The sequence below is a fragment of the Duganella caerulea genome (assembly GCF_040362985.1).
GTDB lineage: Bacteria > Pseudomonadota > Gammaproteobacteria > Burkholderiales > Burkholderiaceae_D > Rugamonas > Rugamonas vulcania.
In genome coordinates, this window is record NZ_BPWJ01000009.1 from 306791 (window position 1) to 325261 (window position 18471).

An 18471-nucleotide genomic window follows, 5' to 3' on the forward strand; every position below is an offset into this window, starting at 1 on the left:
TATAGTTGGGGATGTCTCGTTGGATGTCAACCGCCGGCGGCTATTTGAGTTGTACCCGCTGGCCGCTGCTGCTGGATGCTTCGATCTTTTCGAGCAGCTCGTGCATCACCAGCGCATCGGTGAAGGTGGGCGCCAGCCGGGTGCCATCCCGCAGGTCGGACGCGTAGGCCGCGTACAGGTTGGTCAACTCAAGCTGGCTGCCACCCAGGTCGCTGGGCGGCAGCCAGTTGTACGCCTCCGGAACCGGCAGCACGCGCATGGGCTGCGCGTCGCCCTGCGCGCCTTCAATGACGTTGAAGGCGTTGCCGAAGCTGGTGTGGTTGGAGATTTTCAGGTCGCCGGCGGAGCCGGTCAGGTCCAGCTGCCAGCCAAAGTTATTGCGCTTGCCCGCTTCCAGGTGGGCCGTCAGCACGGCGCCGTTGGCGAAGCTGCCGCTCACCACCACCTGGTCCGCCAGCGTGTGCGGCAGCACCGTGCCCGATTCGATCAGCGTCACTTCCTTGAACTGGTTGACCGTCAGCGCGTGGATGCTGTCCGGATGGCCCACCATGGTGAAGACGGCGTCGAAGAAGTGGCCGCCGTAGATCGACAGCAGGCTGGAAAAATTCTCGGCCGGGACGGTGAAGTACAGCGTTTGCAGGCGCCGCTGCTGGAAGTATTCGACGCTGACGTGCAGCCGCACCGAACGCAGTTCGCCGATGTAGCCGTCGCGCAGCAGGTCGCGTACGTAGCGGTAGTCCGGGCCGAGGCGGCGCTGCAGGCCGACGATGTGGCGCACGCCGGCGCGGTCGGCCAGTTCCATCAGTTCCTGCGACACCGCCTTGCTCGGGGTGAGCGGCCATTCGCTGTAGACGTCCTTGCCGGCGGCGATGGCGGCGCGTATCGCTTGCTCGTGGCTGGGCGCGGGATTGAGCACCAGTACCAGGTCGACTTCGGGATGGGCGACAAGCGCCTCCAGCGAGTTCAATGCGTGCCTGATGCCGTGCTGCGCGGCGACCTGGTTGGCTTTTTCCTGGCTACGGCTGAAGATCGCGGTGATCTCGTATTGCGGCAGCAGTTTCAGGGAGGGGATGTGGCCATATTCAGCCCAGGTGCCTGCGCCGACGATGCCTACGCGGATTTTACCGTTCATACTGGCTCCTTCAAAATGTGTGGAGAGCCAGTTTGACGGCATCGGTTTCCAAGATAAATGGGCTGGAGTTCCGATGATATCGGACAGTTTGCTCCGATATCGCCGGAGCTAGATGCGCAGGTTCCGCACCACGTAGTCGATGAACACCCGCAGTTTGGGCGAGGCATAGCGGCTGGCTGGCCACAGCAGCGAAAACGTCACGGTCTGCTCGATGTGATCGGCCAGGATGACCTGCAGGCGGCCGTCCTTCAGTTCATCCTCGATGATGAAGGTGGGCAGGAAGGCGATGCCTTCTCCTTGAAGCAGCGCGTAGGTGATCGCTTCGAGGGTGCTGCATGTCATGCGCTCGTTCAGCTGCGGCTCGGGTTCGTCCGCCGCCAGCTTGAAGGGCCAGCGTTCGATGCGGCCGGTGGCGGCGAACTTGTGCAGCAGGCAGTGGTGGCGTGCCAGTTCGCGCGGATGTGCCGGCGTTCCGTGTCGCGCCAGGTAGGCCGGCGAGGCCACCACCACTTGCGGGCAGGCGCCGATGCGGCGCGAAGCCAGGCGCGAATCGTGATGGGCGCCGGTGCGGATCACGGCGTCGAAACCTTCTTCGATGATGTCGACCATGCGTTCGGACAGGTCGATTTCCAGGACGACGTCGGGATAGCGGCGCATGAAGCCCGTCAGCGTCGGCATCACCAGGCCGGTGAGCTGCGGGGCGCTGACGCGCAGGCGGCCGCCGGGTTTTCCGGACAGCTCCGACAGTTCCGCTTCCGCCGCCTCCACCTCGCTGAGGATGCGCCTGCAGCGTTCCAGGAACAGCGCACCTTCGGCGGTAAGCGTGATGCTGCGGGTGCTGCGGTGGAACAAGCGCACCGCCAGCCGCTCTTCCATGCGGGCGATGCCCTTGCCGACGGCGGACGAGGACACCCCGAGCTGCGCGCCGGCCTTGGTGAAGCTGCGCGTCTCGGCGACGGTGACGAACATCGATATGCCGTTCAGGCTGTCCATATGGTTGCATTCATGTGACGATAGATTGCGGAAGTATCTGTCCTATATCGTCGGGATTGCAAGCCATTTTAATCGCCGGCGACCTGCACCACGACCTTGCCGCGCGCCGTGCCGTCGAGCAGCGCGGCGTGGGCGGCGGTGATGCTGGCCGCGTCCAGCGTGTAGACGCCGGTGTCCAGCGCCACTTTCAATTTGCCCTCGGCGACCAGCGCGGCGGCTTCCTTCATGATCGCGCCGTGGTGGGCGCGGCCTTTGCCGGACAACAGCGGCAGCAGCGTGAACACGCCCGAGTAGGTCGCGGCGCGGAACGACAGCGGCGCCAGCGCGTGCGTGCCCCAGCCCAGGCAGCTCACCACATGGCCGCCATACTGGCGCGCGGCGCGGAACGAGGCGTCCAGCGTGGCGCCGCCGACGGTGTCGTAGACGATGTCGAAGCCTTCGCCGCCGGTGTGCTGCTGGACGTATTGTTCGACGCTGGTGGTTTGATAGTCGATGAAGGTCGCGCCCATGTTCTCGATGGCCGCGCGCTGGCCGGCGCTGCCGGTCGCGTAGACCTTTGCGCCGCGCGCCACGGCCAGCTGCACCGCCATGTGGCCGACGCCGCCGGCACCGCCGTGTACCAGCACTTTCATGCCTTCGCCGACGCGGGCGCGGTCGACCAGCCCTTCCCAGGCGGTGATGAAGATCAGCGGCAGGGCTGCCGCTTCGCGCATCGTCAGCTGGGGCGGCGTGTGCGCCAGCAGCCGGGCATCCACCGCCGCGTATTGCGCCAGCGAGCCTTGGACATCGCCTATGCCGCCCGTCATGCCGAAGACGCGGTCTCCCGGCGCGAAGCCCTGCACGTCGTCGCCGACGCTGTCGACGATGCCGGCGATGTCGATGCCCAGCACGGCTGGCAGCTGGACCTGGGCGTGATCGGCCTTGCCGGCGGCGATCTTGGTGTCGAGCGGGTTGACGCCGCTGGCGATCACGCGCACCAGCACCTGGCCGGCGCCGGCGACCGGCCGGGCGATCTGTTGGTCCGACAGCGGTGCGCCAAAGGTGTTCAGTACGACGGCTTGCATGGTGTTCATGGTGTGGCTCCTCGGTGGTGGGTTGATGGACCCATTCTGCGGCCGGACGGCGGCCGGAAAAAGTGGGCCGCGTCGCATTCAGTATCCCGGAATCGTGGATAATCAAGCTGGAATCGCCCGCTGAACAAGGAGAGAACGTGGATCGTCTGGATGCCCTCAAGGTTTTTTGCGCCGTCGTCGATGCGGGTGGCTTCAGCCGCGCGGCCGCCAGGCTGGGTATTTCGACATCCTCCGTGACCCACCAGATCGGCGTGCTGGAGGCGCATTTCGGCGTCAAGCTGCTGAACCGCACCACGCGCAGCATGTCGCTGACGGACGAGGGCCGCCGCTGCGTTGAGCAGGCGCGCCGGCTGCTGGAGGAGATGGATGAACTGGAGAGCAGCTTGAGCGACGCCAGCCAGGCGCCGCGCGGCAGCCTGCGGGTCGACATGCCGGGCATCCTGGCGTGCCAGTTCGTGGCGCCGGCGCTGCCGCGCTTCCTGGCCGCGTATCCCGAGTTGAGCGTGCGCCTGACGGCCAACGACCGCCTGATCGACATGGTGGACGAGGGCGTGGACGTGATGCTGCGTATCGGCGAGCTGCCCGATTCCGCGCTGGTGGCGCGCAGCGTGTTCAAGAACCGCTATATCTGCTGCGCCTCGCCGGCGTTCATCGAGCGTCATGGCCGGCCGGCGCATCCCGACGACTTGAACGATTTCCCTTGCCTGAACTTCCTCTATCCCAAGGCGCGCCAGGTGCGGCCGTGGATTTTCCAGCAGGACGGCCGGCCGTTCACCAACACGCCGCGCGGCGCGGTGGCGATGGACCATGTGGAATCGCTGATCGAGATGGCGGTGGCCGGCGCCGGCGTGGTGCAGCATTTGTCGGTGTCGCTGATCGAGCCGCTGCGCAGCGGCGCGCTGCTGCCGTTGCTGCAACCGTGGCAGGCGGCGGGGCCGGATGTGTCGGTGCTGTATCCGCAGCGGCACCAGCGCGCCGCGCGCGTGAAGGTGTTCGTGGACTTTGTCGAGGCATTGTTCAAGGACGCCGCGGCTTGCGGCCCGCCAGCGTGTTGACGGCGCCGGCGCATTCGCCGCAGAAGCCGTACAGCGACAGCGAATGCTCGTGCAGCACGAAGTTGCGCTCCCTGGCCACGGCCTCCTGGCGCGATTCGATTTCGGCGTCGAGGAATTCCTCCATGCGGCCGCAGTTGGTGCAGATCAGGTGGTCGTGGTGGCTGCCTTCATTGAGCTCGAACACCGAGGCCACGCCCTCGAAGTGGCGCCGTATCAGGATGCGCGCGTCGGCGAACTGCATCAGCACGCGGTAGACCGTGGCCAGCCCCATGTCGATCTGTTCTTCATGCAGCAGGCGGTAGACGTCGTCGGCGTTCAGGTGCTTGCTTTTCGATTCTTGAAACAGCTGCAATATGCGCAGGCGGGGCAGGGTGGCCTTCAGTCCGAGCTTGCGCAGTTCCTGGGGGATGTCCATATGGCTCCATGATGATAATGATTCTTATTCTCATGGTAGCTGAATTTTATATAACCGGCAACACATGCGTGCTCGGGCGGCATGGCAGCCTCGACAAGATGGCTGGCTGGACAATATATTTGGTAGCTAAAAGCTATTTCTATTGATACTTAATTATCCGATTGTGTGAGTTTTCGATAGAATTTTTGGTGTCTTACTCTAATTCATCGACAGTTGCCGTACGGAAGTATAAAGTACTTACATCCGATTCAGTTCTTCGGAACGGCACCCGATGTGCCTCCATGACCATCCCACCTTGTTGAGTATGAGCGCCCTTCGTTGCGGACGGCGTCCGCGTCTTCGCGCGTCCTGAACACGGTTCATTTGGCGAACGATTACAGGAACACGAATGACCGTTGAATTTTCACCATTGCGCACATTGACCTTCGGCTTGACGCTGCTCGCCTGCGCCGCCGCGCAGGCCGGCGACGGCGACGGCGACGCGCCGCGCTGGACCTTCGGCGGCTACGGCACGCTGGGTCTGGTGCACAGCAACGACAGCCAGTCCGACTTCACCGCCAACGTCCTCAATCCCGGCAACGCCGGCGCCAGCCACGAATGGAGCGCCACGGTGGATAGCCGCGTGGGCGTGCAACTGGGCCTGAACCTGGACAGCCGCTGGTCGGCGGTGCTGCAGGTGCTGTCCGAGCGCACGCTGCAAAGCGGCTATGCGCCGCAGGTCGAATGGGCCAACGTCAAATACCAGGCCACGCCGGACCTGAGCCTGCGCGTGGGGCGCATCGCGCTGCCGCTGTTCCTGGCCGGCGATTATCGCAAGGCCGGCTATGCGCTGCCTTGGGTGCGGCCGCCGGTCGAGGTGTACGGCGCCATCCCGATCAGCAATAGCGACGGCGTCGATGCCAGCTACCGTTGGAGCGCGGCGGGTTTCAACAACGTCACCCAGGTGTTCTTCGGCCATACCGATATCCTGGTCGCGCCGCACACGCATGCCGTGGCGCGCGCGATGACGGGGCTGTCCAACACCACCACCAGCGGCGCGCTGACGGTGCGCGCCAGCGCGATGTGCACCGAGCTGACGGTGGGCCTGGCGCGAGAATTGTTCGACGGCTTGCGGCAGTTCGGGCCGCAGGGCGCGGCGCTGGCGGCGCGCTACGATGTCGACGCCAAGCGCGCCGACGTGGTTTCGCTGGGCGCCAGCTACGATCCGGGCGCGTGGTTCCTGATGGGGGAAGTGGGACGCATGAACGCGCGTTCCTACCTGGGCGACAAGACCGCGGCGTATATCAGCGGCGGCTACCGCTTCGGCGACCTGACGCCTTATGTGGCCTATGCCATGTCGCGTTCCAATACGCCGACGCGCGTCGCGGGGCTGGACCTGAGCGGCCTGCCGCCGCAGCTTGCCGGCGCGGGCTTGCTGCTCAACGCCGGCTTGAACCAGATACTGGAGACGATCCCGCAGCAGCGCAGCGTGACCGCCGGTGTGCGTTGGGACCTGCGCGCCAACTACGCGCTCAAGCTGCAGTACGACCGCTACACGCCGCGCGACGGCTCGAACGGTACCTTCGTCAATGTGCAGCCGGGCTTCCAGTCCGGCCATTCGATCGGCGTGGTCAGCGCGTCGGTCGATTTTGTGTTCTGAGGGGGATGGCATGCATATCCTCCGATTGATTTCGCTGCTGCTCGTACTGGTGCTGGCTTGCGCCGGCGCCGGCGCGGGGGAGCTGGTGGTCATCGTCTCGGCCAGGAATCCCCTGTCCGTGCTGCGCCCGGAGCAGGTGGCCGATATCTTCCTGGCGCAGACCGGCCGCTTCCCCGGTGGCGACGAGGCCACCGCGCTGGACCTGCCGGTCGGCAGTCCGCTGCGCGATGAGTTCTACAACAAAGTGGCGGCCAAGTCGCCGGCGCTGATGAAGGCTTACTGGACCAAGATGGTGTTCACCGGCCGTGGCCAGCCGCCACGCGAACTGGATAACAGCGTCGCGGTGCGCAAGATGGTGGCCGAGAATCCGTCGATGATCGGCTATATCGACCGCGCGGCGTTGGACCCCAGCGTCAAGGCCGTGATGGTGACGCGATGACGGCGCGCACCCGCGGCGAGACCCTGCGCCATCGCTGGCTGCGGCGTGGCCTCGACACGCACTTTTCGCTGCCGCTGTTCGCCTTGCTGCTGCTGGTGGCGATCTGGGTGGTGACCTTCCATGAGGTCGACGTCGAGCGGGCGCACGCGCGCGAGGCGGCCGTCGATTCGCTGGGCGAGTTGATGGGCACTTACGAGGCGCAGGTGGCGCGCAGCCTCGATGGCATCGACCAGACGCTGCGCGTGCTTAAGTACGCGGTCGAACGCAAGGGCGCGCTGGGCGCGTTGCCGGAACTGGGCCGCGAAGGCCTGCTGCCGCCGGGAGTCGTGTTCGTGGTCAGCATCGTCGACCGCAACGGCGTCACCGTCGCCAGCAATCCCAGGGCGCTGCCGATTTCGGTGGCCGACCAGGCTTACTTCAAGTTCCACCAGGAGCGCGACAGCGGCGCCACTTTCGTCAGCCAGGTCACGCGGGACGCCGCCAACACCGAATGGCATCTGCACTTCACGCGCCGGCTGGACGACGAGGCGGGCAACTTCGCCGGCATCGTCATCGTCGAAACCGATCCCGCATATTTCACCAGCAGCTATGAGCGCAGCCGCCTCGGCGAGCAGGGCATGCTGGGCCTCGTCGGCGGCGACGGCGTGGTGCGTTCGCTGCGCGTCGGCGACAAGCTGTCCTTCGGCCAGCGCATGGAACGGCCGTCCGGGCAGGTCGCCATGGTGGAGGGCGTACGGCGCTTCATCGGCATGCGCGAGGTGCACGGCGTCGCGCTGAACGTGGTGGTCGGGCTGGCGGAGAAGGAGCAGATGGCTACCTTCGAAAGCGAGCGCCGTGAGAAGATCGGCGAGGCGTCGGTGGCCAGCGCGGTGCTGGTGGCGGCTACCGCCTTGCTGTGGCTATGGTCGTGGCAGGGCGCGCGCCACCGCGCCCGCATGCGGCGCGCGCAGGAGACGTATGCGGCGGCGTCGTTGGCCAGCCTGGACGCCTTCTTCGTGCTGCGCGAGGTGCGCGACATCGGCGGGGCGATCATCGACTTCCGCTTCGTCGACGCCAATTCGCGGGCGGAGAAAATGACGGGCTTCAGCAAGGAGCAACTGCGCCTGATGACCTTGTGCGGCCTGATGCCGCAGGCGCGCGGCAATGGCATGTTCGATCATCTGGTGCATGTTACCAGGGTGGGCGGCGTGCATGAGCAGGAATGGGAGAGCAATATCCCGCAGCTGCGGGCGCGTTGGCTGCATCAGCAGGTGGTGCCGGTGGAGGGCGGGCTGGTGGCGATCGTGCGCGATATCAGCGAGCGCAAACTGGCCGAGGGCCGCATGCAGCACCTGGCGCATCACGATACGCTGACCGGCTTGCCGAACCGTGGCCTGATTGCCGAGCGGCTCGACCTGACCATCGCCCAGGCCAGCCGCAGCGGCGGTTCGGTGCTGGTGGCCTTCATCGATCTCGATGGATTCAAACTGGTCAACGACGGGCTGGGACACAACGCCGGCGACGAGCTGCTGAAGGTAGTGGCCGCGCGCATGAGCGCCTGCCTGCGCGCCGGCGATACCGTGGGCCGCTTCGGCGGCGACGAATTCGTGCTGCTGTTGAACGAGCCGCGCAACGGCGAGGACGCGGCGCCGGTGCTGGAGCGCGTGCGCGAGGCGGTGCTTGAATCGATCAACGTGGGCGGCCAGGAAGTGCAGGTCAGCTGCAGCATCGGCGTGGCGGTTTATCCCAACGATGGCGCCGACGCTGGGACGCTGCTGATGCATGCCGATGCCGCCATGTATCGCGCCAAGGACATGGGCAAGAACAACTGCCAGTTCTACACCCGCGAGATGAACGCCTGCATCGAGGAGAAGCTGGTGCTGCTGGAAGGCTTGCGCGGTGCGCTGGACGACGGGCAGTTCCGGCTGGTGTACCAGCCCAAGGTGGATTTGCGCACGGGACGTATTTTCGGCGTGGAGGCGCTGGTGCGCTGGGAGCATCCGGAGCATGGCTGCATCGGGCCGGATCGCTTCATTCCGCTGGCCGAGGAAAGCGGCATGATCGTCGCGCTGGGCGAGTGGGTACTGCGCACCGCCTGCCGCCAGAACCGCGCCTGGCAGGAGGCCGGCCTGGCGCCGCTGCGGATGTCGGTCAACGTTTCGCCGCGACAGTTCGAGGAGCAGGGCCTGGTGCCGCGCGTGGCGCTGGCGCTGGCCGACAGCGGCCTGGCGCCGGAATGGCTGGAGCTGGAGGTGACGGAGGGCGTCATCATGCGCGACCTGACGCAGGCCGTGGCCAAGATGGGCGAGTTGCGGGCGATGGGGGTGTCGCTGTCGATCGATGATTTCGGCACAGGTTATTCGAGCTTGTCGGCGCTGAAGTCGTTCCCGGTCAGCACCTTGAAGATCGACAAGTCCTTCGTGCGCGACCTGGGCATCAGCGAGGGCGACCAGGCGGTGGCCAGTTCCATCATCGACCTGGCGCACCGGCTGCGCCTGCGCGTGATCGCCGAGGGCGTGGAGACCGAGCAGCAGTGCGCCTTCCTGCGCCAGAACGGCTGCGACGAGATGCAGGGCTATCTGTTCAGCCGTCCGCTGCCGCCGGAGCAGCTGCGGCTGCTGCTGGAGGAGCAGGCCGCGCCAATCGTTTCCGAGCCGCAGCCTTGCCTGCTGGCTTAGGCGCACGTTTGATGTGAAACAAGGCCGGTGCGCGGCCGGCCATCTACTCTGGGCATTCGTTCCCGAGCCGGCGGTGGCCTTCATGCACATCTCTATTTCCCTGCTGTTGTTGCCCTTGTGCCTGGCCGGCTGCGCGGCCGACCTGCATCGCGCGCCAGGGCCGGGCGAGCCCGACGTCATTCCGATCACCGAGGAGTTGCTGGCCGCGCAGGGCGGGCCGGCGCCCGAGCCGGCCGCTGGCGTCGGGGGGGCGGCGGTCAGTCCCGCGGCGGCCGGCACATCGGCTAGCGGCCTGCAAGACGACTCCATGCCGGCCGGGCCTTACCGCCTCGGCGCCGGCGACGTGCTGGCGATCACCGTCTGGGACCATCCCGAGCTGACCGGCGCCGTCGCGCGCGACCAGGGCGGGGATGGCGGCGCGCTCGGACCGCCGGCGGCCAGCTTCGTGATCGACCAGGACGGCATGCTGGAATTTCCCTTCGCCGGCAAACTGCATCTGGCCGGGCACACCCGCGAGCAGGCGCGCACCCTGCTGGCCGCTCGGCTGGCGCGCTACTTCCGCGCGCCGCGCGTCACCGTGAGCGTGCAGGCCTACCGCAGCCAGCGCGTCTACCTCGACGGCGAGGTCAAGGCGCCGGGCCTGCTGGCCATCAACGATATCCCGATGACCTTGCTGGAGGCGATCAACCGCGCCGGCGGCATGCTGCCCGGCGCCGACCAGAGTCGCATCACGATCGAGCGCGGCGGCCAGCGCCACCGCGTCGACCTGGTGGCGGCGCTGCGCGGCAACCGCCATCCGGCCGCGCTGCTGCTGGCCGACGGCGACATCGTGCGGGTGCCGCCGCGCGACGAGAGCAAGGTGTTCGTTGGCGGCGAGGTGCTGGCGCCGCGCGCGCTGACCATGCACGACGGCCGCCTGACGCTGAACGAGGCGCTGGGCGAGGCCGGCGGCATCAGTCCGCAGAGCGGCGACGCCGGTCAGGTTTACGTGGTGCGCCACACGCCGCAGGGCGCGCGCGTGTACCGGCTCGACGCGCGGCCGGCGCGGGCCATGGCGCTGGCCGAGCAGTTCGAGCTGTGGCCGCGCGACGTGGTGTATGTGGCGGCGTCGCCGCTGGCCAACTGGCACCGGACCATCAGCCAGCTGTTCCCCGGCGAGCTGTCGTCGGCGGTCGGCGCCACCACCCGGCCCTAGGAGAAGACATGAACGACGCGCACGATACTCCGTTGTTGCGCCCGCCAAGCGGCGGCGCCGTCCAGTTGATCGCGCCGGTAGCGGCGCCGCCCGAGCCCGGGGCTCTGCCGTGGCGCAGCTACGCGCATGTGCTGGCAGGGCGGCGCTGGCTGGTGGCGGCGGTCGCGCTGCTGTGCACGCTGGTGGCGCTGGTGTACGCGGTTGCCGCGCGCCCGGTGTACGAGGCCAACCTGTTGCTGCACGTCGAGGAGGACAATCCGAACGCGTCCAGGAACATCCTCAATGATGTGTCGTCGCTGTTCGACACCAAGAAGGCGGCCATCGCCGAGATGGAGCTGCTGCGCTCGCGCCTGGTGGTGGCGCGCGCGGTCGACGCCCAGCACCTGTACATCCAGACCGCGCCGCGCTACTTTCCGCTGGGCGGGGCCTGGCTGGCGGCGCGCGGCGACGGCCGGCTGTCGCGGCCCGGGCTGCTGGGCTACGGCGGCTATGTGTGGGGCGGCGAGGCCATCGCAGTGTGCCGCTTCGAGGTGCCGCTGGCCTGGTACAACCGGGATTTCTTCATCACCGCGCTGGGCGGCGGGCGCTACCGGTTGAGCGACGCCGGCGGCCGCGTGCTGCTGGAGGGCGCGACCGGCACGCTGGCGCACCAGGATGGCGACGGCGTCGAGCTGCAGGTCGAGAGCCTGCGGGCGCAGCCGGGCGGGCGCTTCGTCGTGCGGCGCACCACGCGGCTGGCGGCGCTGGAGCAGCTGCAGAACGCGCTGCAGATCAGCGAGCAGGGCAAGCAGTCGGGCGTGATCGCGGTGCGCCTGCAGGGCCACGACGCGCAGCAGGTGGCGGCGACGCTGGGCCAGATCGGCGCCGAATACATGCGGCAGAACCTGGCGCGCCGCAGCGAGGAGGCGGAGAAGACGCTGGCCTTCCTCGACCAGCAGCTGCCGGCGTTGAAGGATCAGCTGGAGCAGGCCGAGCTGCGCTACAACGGTTATCGCGGCAGTCACGGCAGCGTCAATATCGACCAGGAGGTGCGCATCGCGCTTGACAGCCTGGCGGCGGCGCAGGCGCGGCGCAGCGCGCAGGTGCAGCGGCGCGCCGAGCTGCTGGGCCGCTACACGGACGAGCATCCGCTGCTGCGGGCGCTCAACGCGCAGGCGCGCGCGTCGGAGCGCGAGATCGGCGCGCTGCAGGAGCGCATCGCGCAACTGCCGCTGCTGGAGCAGGAGCAGTCGCGGCTGGCGCGCGAGGTCAAGGTCGACACCGACCTGTACACGGCGCTGTTGAACACGGCGCAGCAGTTGCGGCTGGTGGCGGTGGGGCGGGTCGGCAATGTGCGGCTGGTGGACGCGCCGGTGGTGCCGGAGCGCGCGCTGCTGCCAGACCGGCCGCTGATCGTGGTGCTGGGGCTGGTGACCGGCCTGTTCCTGGGCACGGTGCTAGCGTTCGCCAGCCGGGCGGTGCGCGGCGGCATCGACACGCCGGCGCGCATCGACGCGCTGCTGGGCGCGCACGCGGTGCAGGCGGTGATTCCGCACAGCCAGCGCCAGGCGCGCTGGCGGCGGGCGCGCAAGCAGGGGCCTGCATTGTTGGCGCGGGCGGCGCCGGACGACCCGGCGGCCCAGGGCTTGCGGGCGTTCCGCGCGGCCTTGCTGTTCGGCCTGGCGCGCCGGCGCAACAACGTGGTTTGTTGCCTGGGGCCGGTGCGGCGGGTCGGGGCGTCGTTCGTGTCGGTCAACCTGGCGCTGTTGCTGGCGGCCGGTGGCCGGCGCACGCTGCTGATCGACGCCGACCTGCGCGATGGCGGCCTGCACGTGTATTTCGGTGTCGGGCGCGCGGCCGGGCTGGCCGACTGCCTGGCCGGCGCGCTGGCGCCGCAGCAGGCCTTGCGGCGCGAGGTGGCGCCCGGCCTCGATTTCATCAGCGCCGGCAGCGTACAGTCCGGCCTGGCTGAGCGGGCCGAACTGCTGCAGCGCTTCCAGCCCTCGCAACTGCTTGAATCGCTGGGCGCGCATTACGACGTGGTGCTGCTGGCGGCGCCGCCGTTGCTGGCCCAGGCCGACGCGCTGGCGGTCGCGGCGCTGGCCGGTGCGGTGTTCCTGGTCGCGCGCGCCGGCGTGACCACCGAAGCCGAGCTGTGCGACGCCATCCGGCGCCTGAACCTGGCCGGCGTCGCGCCGCACGGGGTGCTGTACAACGATGCCTGACGGCAGCTAATTCCTATTGACATTTTGTCTTGCCAGAATTTTTTTCTAAAAGCATTGAACTATAGAATTTGATTCAGATCAAACCTCGCTCATTCACTTAATGTAGCGAGGAACGTCTGATGAAGAAATCTGTCATTTACCTGTCTCAAGGAAACGCCGTGGCCGGCGGCGTGTGTGCGGTGTTGCTGGCCGCCTGTGGTGGCGGCGAAGGCGGCGCACCCACGCCGACCCCGCCGGCCCGGCTGGCCACCGAGGCCAGTTACAACGGCCTGCTGGCCGGAACCGATCTGTACGTTTCCCCCTCAGGCTCGGACAGCAACGCCGGCACGCAGGCGGCGCCGTTCCTGACCATCGCCAGGGCGTCGCAGGCGGCCACGGCAGGAGCGACCGTCCACCTGGCGCCGGGCCGCTATGCCGGCGGCTTCCAGACCGCCGCCAGCGGCACGGCGGCGGCGCGGATACGCTATGTGTCGGACACGCGCTGGGGCGCGAAGATCGTGCCGCCGGCCAGTTCCAGCAACACCGTGGCCTGGGACAATCGGGGCAGCTATGTCGACATCGACGGCATCGAGGTGGACGGCGGCGCGGTGCAGGCCGGCACGCGCTGGAGCACCGGCATCTATACCGCCGGCTCCTTCGGCACGGTGCGCAACAGCCATGTGCACCATATCGGGCAGGGCGGGTGCGCGTCCGGCGGCGGCATCGGCTCGGACAGTTATTACGGCGGCGGCAGCAACGATGTGCTGGCCAACGTGGTGCACGACATCGGCACGGCCGGCTGCAAGAGCATGTATGGCGTCTACATCAACACGGCCGACAGCGAGGTCAAGAACAACCTGGTCTACGGCGTGTCGAACGCGGCGGTGAACCTGTGGCATGATGCGACGCGGGTGGCCGTGAGCAACAACACCATCTTTGCCGCGTATGTCGGCGTGGTGGTGGGCAGCGGCGATTATTACCAGGCCGCGGCGGCGGGCGACTACAACCGCGTGAGCAACAACATCGTGTATGACACCACGTATGGCGTGATGGAGCTGGGCACCATCGGCACGCACAACACTTATGCGAACAACCTGATGTATCTGCAGAAGTCCTACGCCTATTTGCTCAGCAGGAGTTTCGCGGTGGCGACGATCGCCGCGCCGCCGCAGTTCGTCAACTACGTGCGCGCCGGTGGCGGCGACTACCATCTGACGGCGGCTTCGCCGGCGATCGACAGGGCGCTGGCGGCCGATGCGCCGGCTACCGACCTGGACGGCAAGGCGCGGCCGTATGGCGCTGCTTCCGACGTCGGCGCGTACGAGTATGTGGGCGGCACACCGACGCCGACGCCGACGCCGACGCCGACGCCGACGCCAACCCCGGCCACGGCCAACCAACTGTACGTGGCCACCACCGGCTCGGACGGCAACCCCGGCACGCAGGCCGCGCCTTTGCGGACCATCGCCCGCGCGGCGGCGCTGGCCGCTCCCGACACGACGGTGCACGTGGCGGCGGGCAGCTACGCCGGCGGCTTCAAGACCACCGCCAGCGGCACCGCCAGTGGCCGCATCTACTACCTGTCCGACACGCGCTGGGGCGCGCGCATCGTGCCGCCTGCCAGCTCCAGCAACGACACGGCCTGGGACAACCGTGGCAGCTATGTCGACATCGTCGGCTTCGAGATCGACGGCAGCGCCACCCAGGCCGGCACGCCGTGGACGCACGGCATCTACAACGGCGGTTCCTATGACGCGATCCGGGCCAACCATGTGCACCATATCGCGCTCAGCGGCTGCACCAGTGGCGGCGGTTCGGCCATCGGCGTTGACGCCTACTACCACGGCGTGATGGGCGACGTCGTCGGCAACGTGGTGCACGACATCGGGCCGGCCGGCTGCCGCTGGGTGCAGGGCATCTACCTCAGCACGTCCGGCAGCGTGGTCAACAACGTGGTCTACCGCGTGTCCGAGGCGGCCATCCACCTGTGGCATGACGCCACCCACGTTGTGATCGCCAACAACACGGTGTCGGCGTCGGACACCGGCATCATCGTTGGCGGCGGCGATTTCTACTTCACCAGCGGGCCGGACGATTACACGCACGTGGTCAACAACATCGTCTACGACAACCGCTACGGCATCTCGGAGCAGGGCTCGACGGGTACCCACAATACCTACAGCAACAACCTGTCGTTCCAGAACAGCAGCTACAACTGGAGCCTGCTCAACGGCCTGAGCGCCGCCGCCACGGTGACGACCGATCCGCAGTTCGTCGGCTACAGCCGCGGCGGCACGCCGGACTTCCACCTGCGCAGCACGTCGCCCGCCAAAGGCGCCGGCACCACCAGCTACGCGCCGTCCGTCGACATCGAAGGCACGCCGCGTTCGCCGGTCAGCATCGGCGCCTATCAGTAGGCACTGGCGTCCGGCTGTGGCTGGCGCCGGCCGGCATCGGCGCTTGCCGGCGGGCTCAGGCGTCCGGCTGCGGGGCCGGCGTGGCGGCCGGCTCGCCGGCGCGTTCGGCCAGCCAGTGCCGGATGCGCCGCCGCAGCCGCGCCGTCTGCGCCTCGAACGGCAGGTGGAACAGGTAGGCCAGCGCCACCACCACGGCCAGCATGGCGGCGTACACCGCCAGGCTGGCCGGCTGCTGTGGCGACAGCGGCGCGCCGCCTCGGTAGGTCCACAGCATCTGCTGCAGCGGGATGTGCAGCACATACAGCGTGAACGAGAAGCTGGCCAGGAAGGCGCCGGCGCCGGCCAGCCAGCGGCGTGGCGGCGCGCCGCGCTCCAGACTGCACAAACACAGCAGGGCCAGCGCGCCGAACAGCAGGTGCAGCGGCCACGAGGCCAGGCTCAGGTCGCCATCCGGGCCGCGCAGGCGCAGCCAGACCGCCACGCCCAGGGTGGCCATCACGCAGGCGCGGCGCCACCATGGTCCGGCATCCCAGCGCACACGGGAGGCGCCCGCGCCAAGCAGCCACAGCGTGAAATACAGCAGCATAGCCGGCGGCAGTCGGCTGGCGATCGCCAGCGCCGCCACGGCCGCGCCCAGGCGCACGCGCATGGTGGCGCCGCGCGCGCCCAGCAGCATCAGCGGGAACAGCGCGTAGTACCAGGTTTCATTGGCCAGGCTCCACAGAGGAAAATTGCCGCCGAACGCGGGTACGGCCAGCGTCTGCACGCCGGCCAGGTTGCCCAGCAGGGTGAGCAGCGACCAGGGCTGGCCGCCGCCCACATCGGCGCTGGCGGCCAGCCTGCCGTCGGCCAGGCCGAGCAGCAGCATCAGCGCGAAGGCCGGCAGCAACACGATCCACAGCCGCGTCAGGCGGTCGATGCCGTAGTCGCGCAGCGCGTGCGGACGGCCGTAGCGGTCGAGCAGGCTGCCGCCGACCAGCCAGCCGCTCAGCACGAAGAACAGCACCACCGCCAGCTGCGCGAAGCCGGTCGCGAACGCCAGCGCCTGGTACCACAGCGGCGGATGCTCCAGCGTGCGCAGGCTCGGGAACACCTGCGCGCGCAGATGGGCGGCCGCCACCTGCAGCGCCGCCAGGCCGCGCAGCAGCGCGATCCACGGCGACGGGTGGTCGCGCGGTGTCAGGCGGCTGTGGTTCAGCAGCCGCAACCGCGCGGCCGGCGCCAGCAGCACCGCCAGCGTGCTGAACACGATGCGCAGGTCGCCGCCGAAGCTGCGCTCGCGCACGTAGCGCAGGTAGTATTCCAGCTTGATGGGCAACACCTGTTGCAGGTAGGCCTGCTCGGGGTCGGCCGCGCGGCGCAGGATCTCGCCCTCGTCGCGGAAGCGGATCGCGGCCCAGTCGGTGATGCCGGGCCGCACCGACAGCACCAGCGCGCGCGCGGCCGGCGGATAGTGGGCCACGTAGCGGGGCACCTCGGGACGCGGGCCGACCAGGCTCATCTGGCCGAGCAGCACGTTGAGCAGCTGCGGCAGCTCATCGAGCTTGTGGCGCCGCAGCAGGCGGCCGGCGTGGGTGGCGCGGGCGTCGTCGGCCACAGAGAGCTGGCCGGCTTCCTCGGCGGCGGGCGCCATCGTGCGGAACTTGCAGATGTCGAAGGGGCGGCCGTGGCGGCCCACGCGGCGCTGGCGGAACAGCACCGGGCCGGGCGAGTCGCATTTGATCCACACGGCCAGCAGCAGCAACAGTGGCGCCAGCAGCACCAGCCCGGCCAGCGCGGCGGCCACGTCGAACAGGCGTTTGGCTAACATAGCAGCTCCCTGAGCGCGGCGATCACGCGGGCCTGGTCGGCGTCGCGCATGCGGGTGTACAGCGGCAGGGTCAGCAGCATTGGCCAGCTGGCCTCGGCCTGCGGGAATTGGTCCGGTTGCAGCCGGTAGCGCTCGCGCCAGTAGGGCTGGCGGTGCAGCGGGATGTAGTGCACGCTGGTGCCGATGCCGCGCTCGGCCAGCAGCTCGATCAGGCGGTCGCGCGCCAGCGGGGCGTCGGCGCGCAGGCGCACCGGGTACAGGTGCCAGGCGTGCTGGCTGCCGGGGGCGGCGTCCGGCGGCAGCTTCAGCGGCAGGCCGGCCAGGCCTTCCCGATAGCCGCGCGCCAGGGCTTGGCGGCGCTCCAGGAAGCGGCCGATCTTGCGCAGCTGCTGGCGGCCGATGGCGGCGGCGATGTCGCCCAGGTTGTATTTGTAGCCGGGCGCGATGACCTGGTAGTACCACGCCGGGCGGCGCGAGGTGTAGCGTTCGAACGCGTCCTCGCTGATGCCGTGCAGGCGCATGGCGCGCGCGCGCCGGCACAGCGCGGGGTCGCGGCTGACCAGCATGCCGCCTTCGCCGGTGGTGATGGTCTTGTTGGCGTAGAAACTGAACACGGTGGCGTCGCTGTCGAGCGTGCCGACCAGGCGGCCGTTGTGGCGGGTGGGGAAGGCGTGGGCGGCGTCCTCGACCACGCGCAGGCCGTGGGCGCGCGCCAGCGCCAGGATGGCGTCCATGTCGCAGGCCAAGCCGCCGTAGTGCACCGGCAGGATGGCGCGCGTGCGCGGCGTGATCGCGGCTTCGGCGGCGGCCACGCTGATGCACAGGGTGGCGTCGTCGATGTCCACGCACACCGGGTCGGCGCCCAGGTAGCGCACCACTTCGGCGGTGGCGGTGAAGGTCATGGTCGGCACCAGCACCTCGTCGCCGGGGCCGATGCCCAGCGCCTCCAGCGCCAGGTGCAGGCCGGCGGTGGCGGAGTTGACCGCGATGGCTTCGACGCCGCCGCCGAGATAGGCCGCGAAGTCCTGCTCGAACTGGCGGCAGACCGGGCCGCTGGTGATCCAGCCCGAGCGCAGGCATTCAAGGACGGCCTCGGCTTCCTCGGGGCCGAGGTCGGGCACGGCGAACGGCAGGAAGCCGTCGTCGGGCGACGCGGCGGGCGGCCTTGGCGCGGTCGCGCACAGGCCGGGTGCGGACAGGACCGGCGTGGAGGGAGCGGGTGTGGACGGGGCCGGCTCGCACAGGGCGGTCGCGGACACGGCGGGCGGGCGCGTGGCGGGCATGGGCGCGGCTGGCGCGGGCGTGGCGGGGGCGTGCAAGGGGCGGGACGGTTTCATCGTGGTCTCCTCGGTGATGGGCGCTTCACGCGGGCGCGGCGCAGGCGGCCAGGAAGCGGCGCGCCAGGATGCGGTAGTCGAGCCGGTCGCGCGCGTAGGCGGCGCCACGCGCGCCCAGCGCGGCGC

13 protein-coding genes are annotated in these 18471 nt (G+C 68.8%); 7 read left to right on the forward strand and 6 right to left on the reverse strand.

Annotation, left to right across the window (positions count from 1 at the left end; all coding sequences use genetic code 11):
- Positions 1 to 40: 40 nt before the first annotated feature.
- From ACUJB0_RS25545 to ACUJB0_RS25555, 3 genes are all read right to left on the reverse strand, one after another.
- The gene (locus tag ACUJB0_RS25545; protein ID WP_444847682.1) at positions 41 to 1132 is read right to left on the reverse strand and encodes a Gfo/Idh/MocA family protein; all 1092 of its coding nucleotides are present in this window, start codon (positions 1130 to 1132) and stop codon (positions 41 to 43) included.
- Positions 1133 to 1240: 108 nt separating this feature from the next.
- Positions 1241 to 2125 carry a LysR family transcriptional regulator gene (locus ACUJB0_RS25550; RefSeq protein ID WP_444847683.1) on the reverse strand — a complete coding sequence of 295 codons (885 nt, stop codon included), beginning with the start codon at positions 2123 to 2125 and terminating at the stop codon, positions 1241 to 1243.
- Between the two features lie 68 nt (positions 2126 to 2193).
- Positions 2194 to 3198 (reverse strand): zinc-dependent alcohol dehydrogenase family protein, encoded by a 1005-nt coding sequence (locus ACUJB0_RS25555; RefSeq protein WP_444847684.1) that lies wholly within the window; start codon positions 3196 to 3198, stop codon positions 2194 to 2196.
- Between the two features lie 137 nt (positions 3199 to 3335).
- Here ACUJB0_RS25555 and ACUJB0_RS25560 point away from each other — a divergent pair, with 137 nt between their 5' ends.
- On the forward strand, positions 3336 to 4253 hold the full coding sequence (locus tag ACUJB0_RS25560; RefSeq protein WP_444847685.1) for a LysR family transcriptional regulator: 918 nt from the start codon (positions 3336 to 3338) through the stop codon (positions 4251 to 4253).
- Here ACUJB0_RS25560 and fur read toward each other — a convergent pair.
- Positions 4216 to 4668, reverse strand: coding sequence for a ferric iron uptake transcriptional regulator (gene fur / locus ACUJB0_RS25565; protein ID WP_444847686.1), 453 nt, complete (start codon positions 4666 to 4668; stop codon positions 4216 to 4218). The genes ACUJB0_RS25560 and fur overlap by 38 nt on opposite strands.
- 388 nt (positions 4669 to 5056) lie before the next feature.
- Here fur and ACUJB0_RS25570 point away from each other — a divergent pair, with 388 nt between their 5' ends.
- The 6 genes from ACUJB0_RS25570 to ACUJB0_RS25595 all read left to right on the forward strand — a co-directional run bounded on the left by ACUJB0_RS25570 (position 5057) and on the right by ACUJB0_RS25595 (position 15198).
- A complete protein-coding gene (locus ACUJB0_RS25570) occupies positions 5057 to 6307 on the forward strand; it encodes a porin (protein WP_444847687.1) in 1251 nt (416 codons plus the stop codon).
- A 10-nt stretch (positions 6308 to 6317) separates the two neighbouring features.
- Positions 6318 to 6746, forward strand: coding sequence for a phosphate ABC transporter substrate-binding protein (locus ACUJB0_RS25575; protein ID WP_444847688.1), 429 nt, complete (start codon positions 6318 to 6320; stop codon positions 6744 to 6746).
- Positions 6743 to 9403, forward strand: a complete 2661-nt coding sequence (locus ACUJB0_RS25580) for a bifunctional diguanylate cyclase/phosphodiesterase (protein WP_444847689.1) — start codon at positions 6743 to 6745, stop codon at positions 9401 to 9403. The genes ACUJB0_RS25575 and ACUJB0_RS25580 overlap by 4 nt, the downstream gene beginning before the upstream one ends.
- An 82-nt stretch (positions 9404 to 9485) precedes the next feature.
- The gene (locus tag ACUJB0_RS25585; RefSeq protein ID WP_444847690.1) at positions 9486 to 10598 is read left to right on the forward strand and encodes a polysaccharide biosynthesis/export family protein; all 1113 of its coding nucleotides are present in this window, start codon (positions 9486 to 9488) and stop codon (positions 10596 to 10598) included.
- Positions 10599 to 10606: 8 nt separating this feature from the next.
- Entirely contained in the window at positions 10607 to 12802 is a 2196-nt protein-coding gene (locus tag ACUJB0_RS25590) for a GNVR domain-containing protein (RefSeq protein ID WP_444847691.1), read from the forward strand.
- A gap of 119 nt (positions 12803 to 12921) precedes the next feature.
- On the forward strand, positions 12922 to 15198 hold the full coding sequence (locus ACUJB0_RS25595) for a right-handed parallel beta-helix repeat-containing protein (RefSeq protein ID WP_444847692.1): 2277 nt from the start codon (positions 12922 to 12924) through the stop codon (positions 15196 to 15198).
- A 55-nt stretch (positions 15199 to 15253) separates the two neighbouring features.
- Here the strand turns inward: ACUJB0_RS25595 and ACUJB0_RS25600 are convergent, their stop codons facing one another.
- Positions 15254 to 17008: a sugar transferase gene (locus ACUJB0_RS25600; RefSeq protein ID WP_444847693.1), complete on the reverse strand. Its 1755-nt coding sequence runs from the start codon at positions 17006 to 17008 to the stop codon at positions 15254 to 15256.
- The gene (locus ACUJB0_RS25605) at positions 17002 to 18345 is read right to left on the reverse strand and encodes a DegT/DnrJ/EryC1/StrS family aminotransferase (protein ID WP_444847694.1); all 1344 of its coding nucleotides are present in this window, start codon (positions 18343 to 18345) and stop codon (positions 17002 to 17004) included. Before ACUJB0_RS25605 ends, ACUJB0_RS25600 begins: the two co-directional genes overlap by 7 nt.
- Positions 18346 to 18471 lie beyond the last annotated feature (126 nt).

Bases quoted from the DNA above. Each gene is read 5' to 3' on its own strand.
- ACUJB0_RS25545 (WP_444847682.1), bottom strand. From the start codon at position 1,132: ATGAACGGTAAAATCCGCGTAGGCATCGTCGGCGCAGGCACCTGGGCT.
- ACUJB0_RS25550 (WP_444847683.1), bottom strand. From the start codon at position 2,125: ATGGACAGCCTGAACGGCATATCGATGTTCGTCACCGTCGCCGAGACG.
- ACUJB0_RS25555 (WP_444847684.1), bottom strand. From the start codon at position 3,198: ATGAACACCATGCAAGCCGTCGTACTGAACACCTTTGGCGCACCGCTG.
- fur (WP_444847686.1), bottom strand. From the start codon at position 4,668: ATGGACATCCCCCAGGAACTGCGCAAGCTCGGACTGAAGGCCACCCTG.
- ACUJB0_RS25570 (WP_444847687.1), top strand. From the start codon at position 5,057: ATGACCGTTGAATTTTCACCATTGCGCACATTGACCTTCGGCTTGACG.
- ACUJB0_RS25575 (WP_444847688.1), top strand. From the start codon at position 6,318: ATGCATATCCTCCGATTGATTTCGCTGCTGCTCGTACTGGTGCTGGCT.
- ACUJB0_RS25580 (WP_444847689.1), top strand. From the start codon at position 6,743: ATGACGGCGCGCACCCGCGGCGAGACCCTGCGCCATCGCTGGCTGCGG.
- ACUJB0_RS25585 (WP_444847690.1), top strand. From the start codon at position 9,486: ATGCACATCTCTATTTCCCTGCTGTTGTTGCCCTTGTGCCTGGCCGGC.
- ACUJB0_RS25590 (WP_444847691.1), top strand. From the start codon at position 10,607: ATGAACGACGCGCACGATACTCCGTTGTTGCGCCCGCCAAGCGGCGGC.
- ACUJB0_RS25595 (WP_444847692.1), top strand. From the start codon at position 12,922: ATGAAGAAATCTGTCATTTACCTGTCTCAAGGAAACGCCGTGGCCGGC.
- ACUJB0_RS25600 (WP_444847693.1), bottom strand. From the start codon at position 17,008: ATGTTAGCCAAACGCCTGTTCGACGTGGCCGCCGCGCTGGCCGGGCTG.
- ACUJB0_RS25605 (WP_444847694.1), bottom strand. From the start codon at position 18,345: ATGAAACCGTCCCGCCCCTTGCACGCCCCCGCCACGCCCGCGCCAGCC.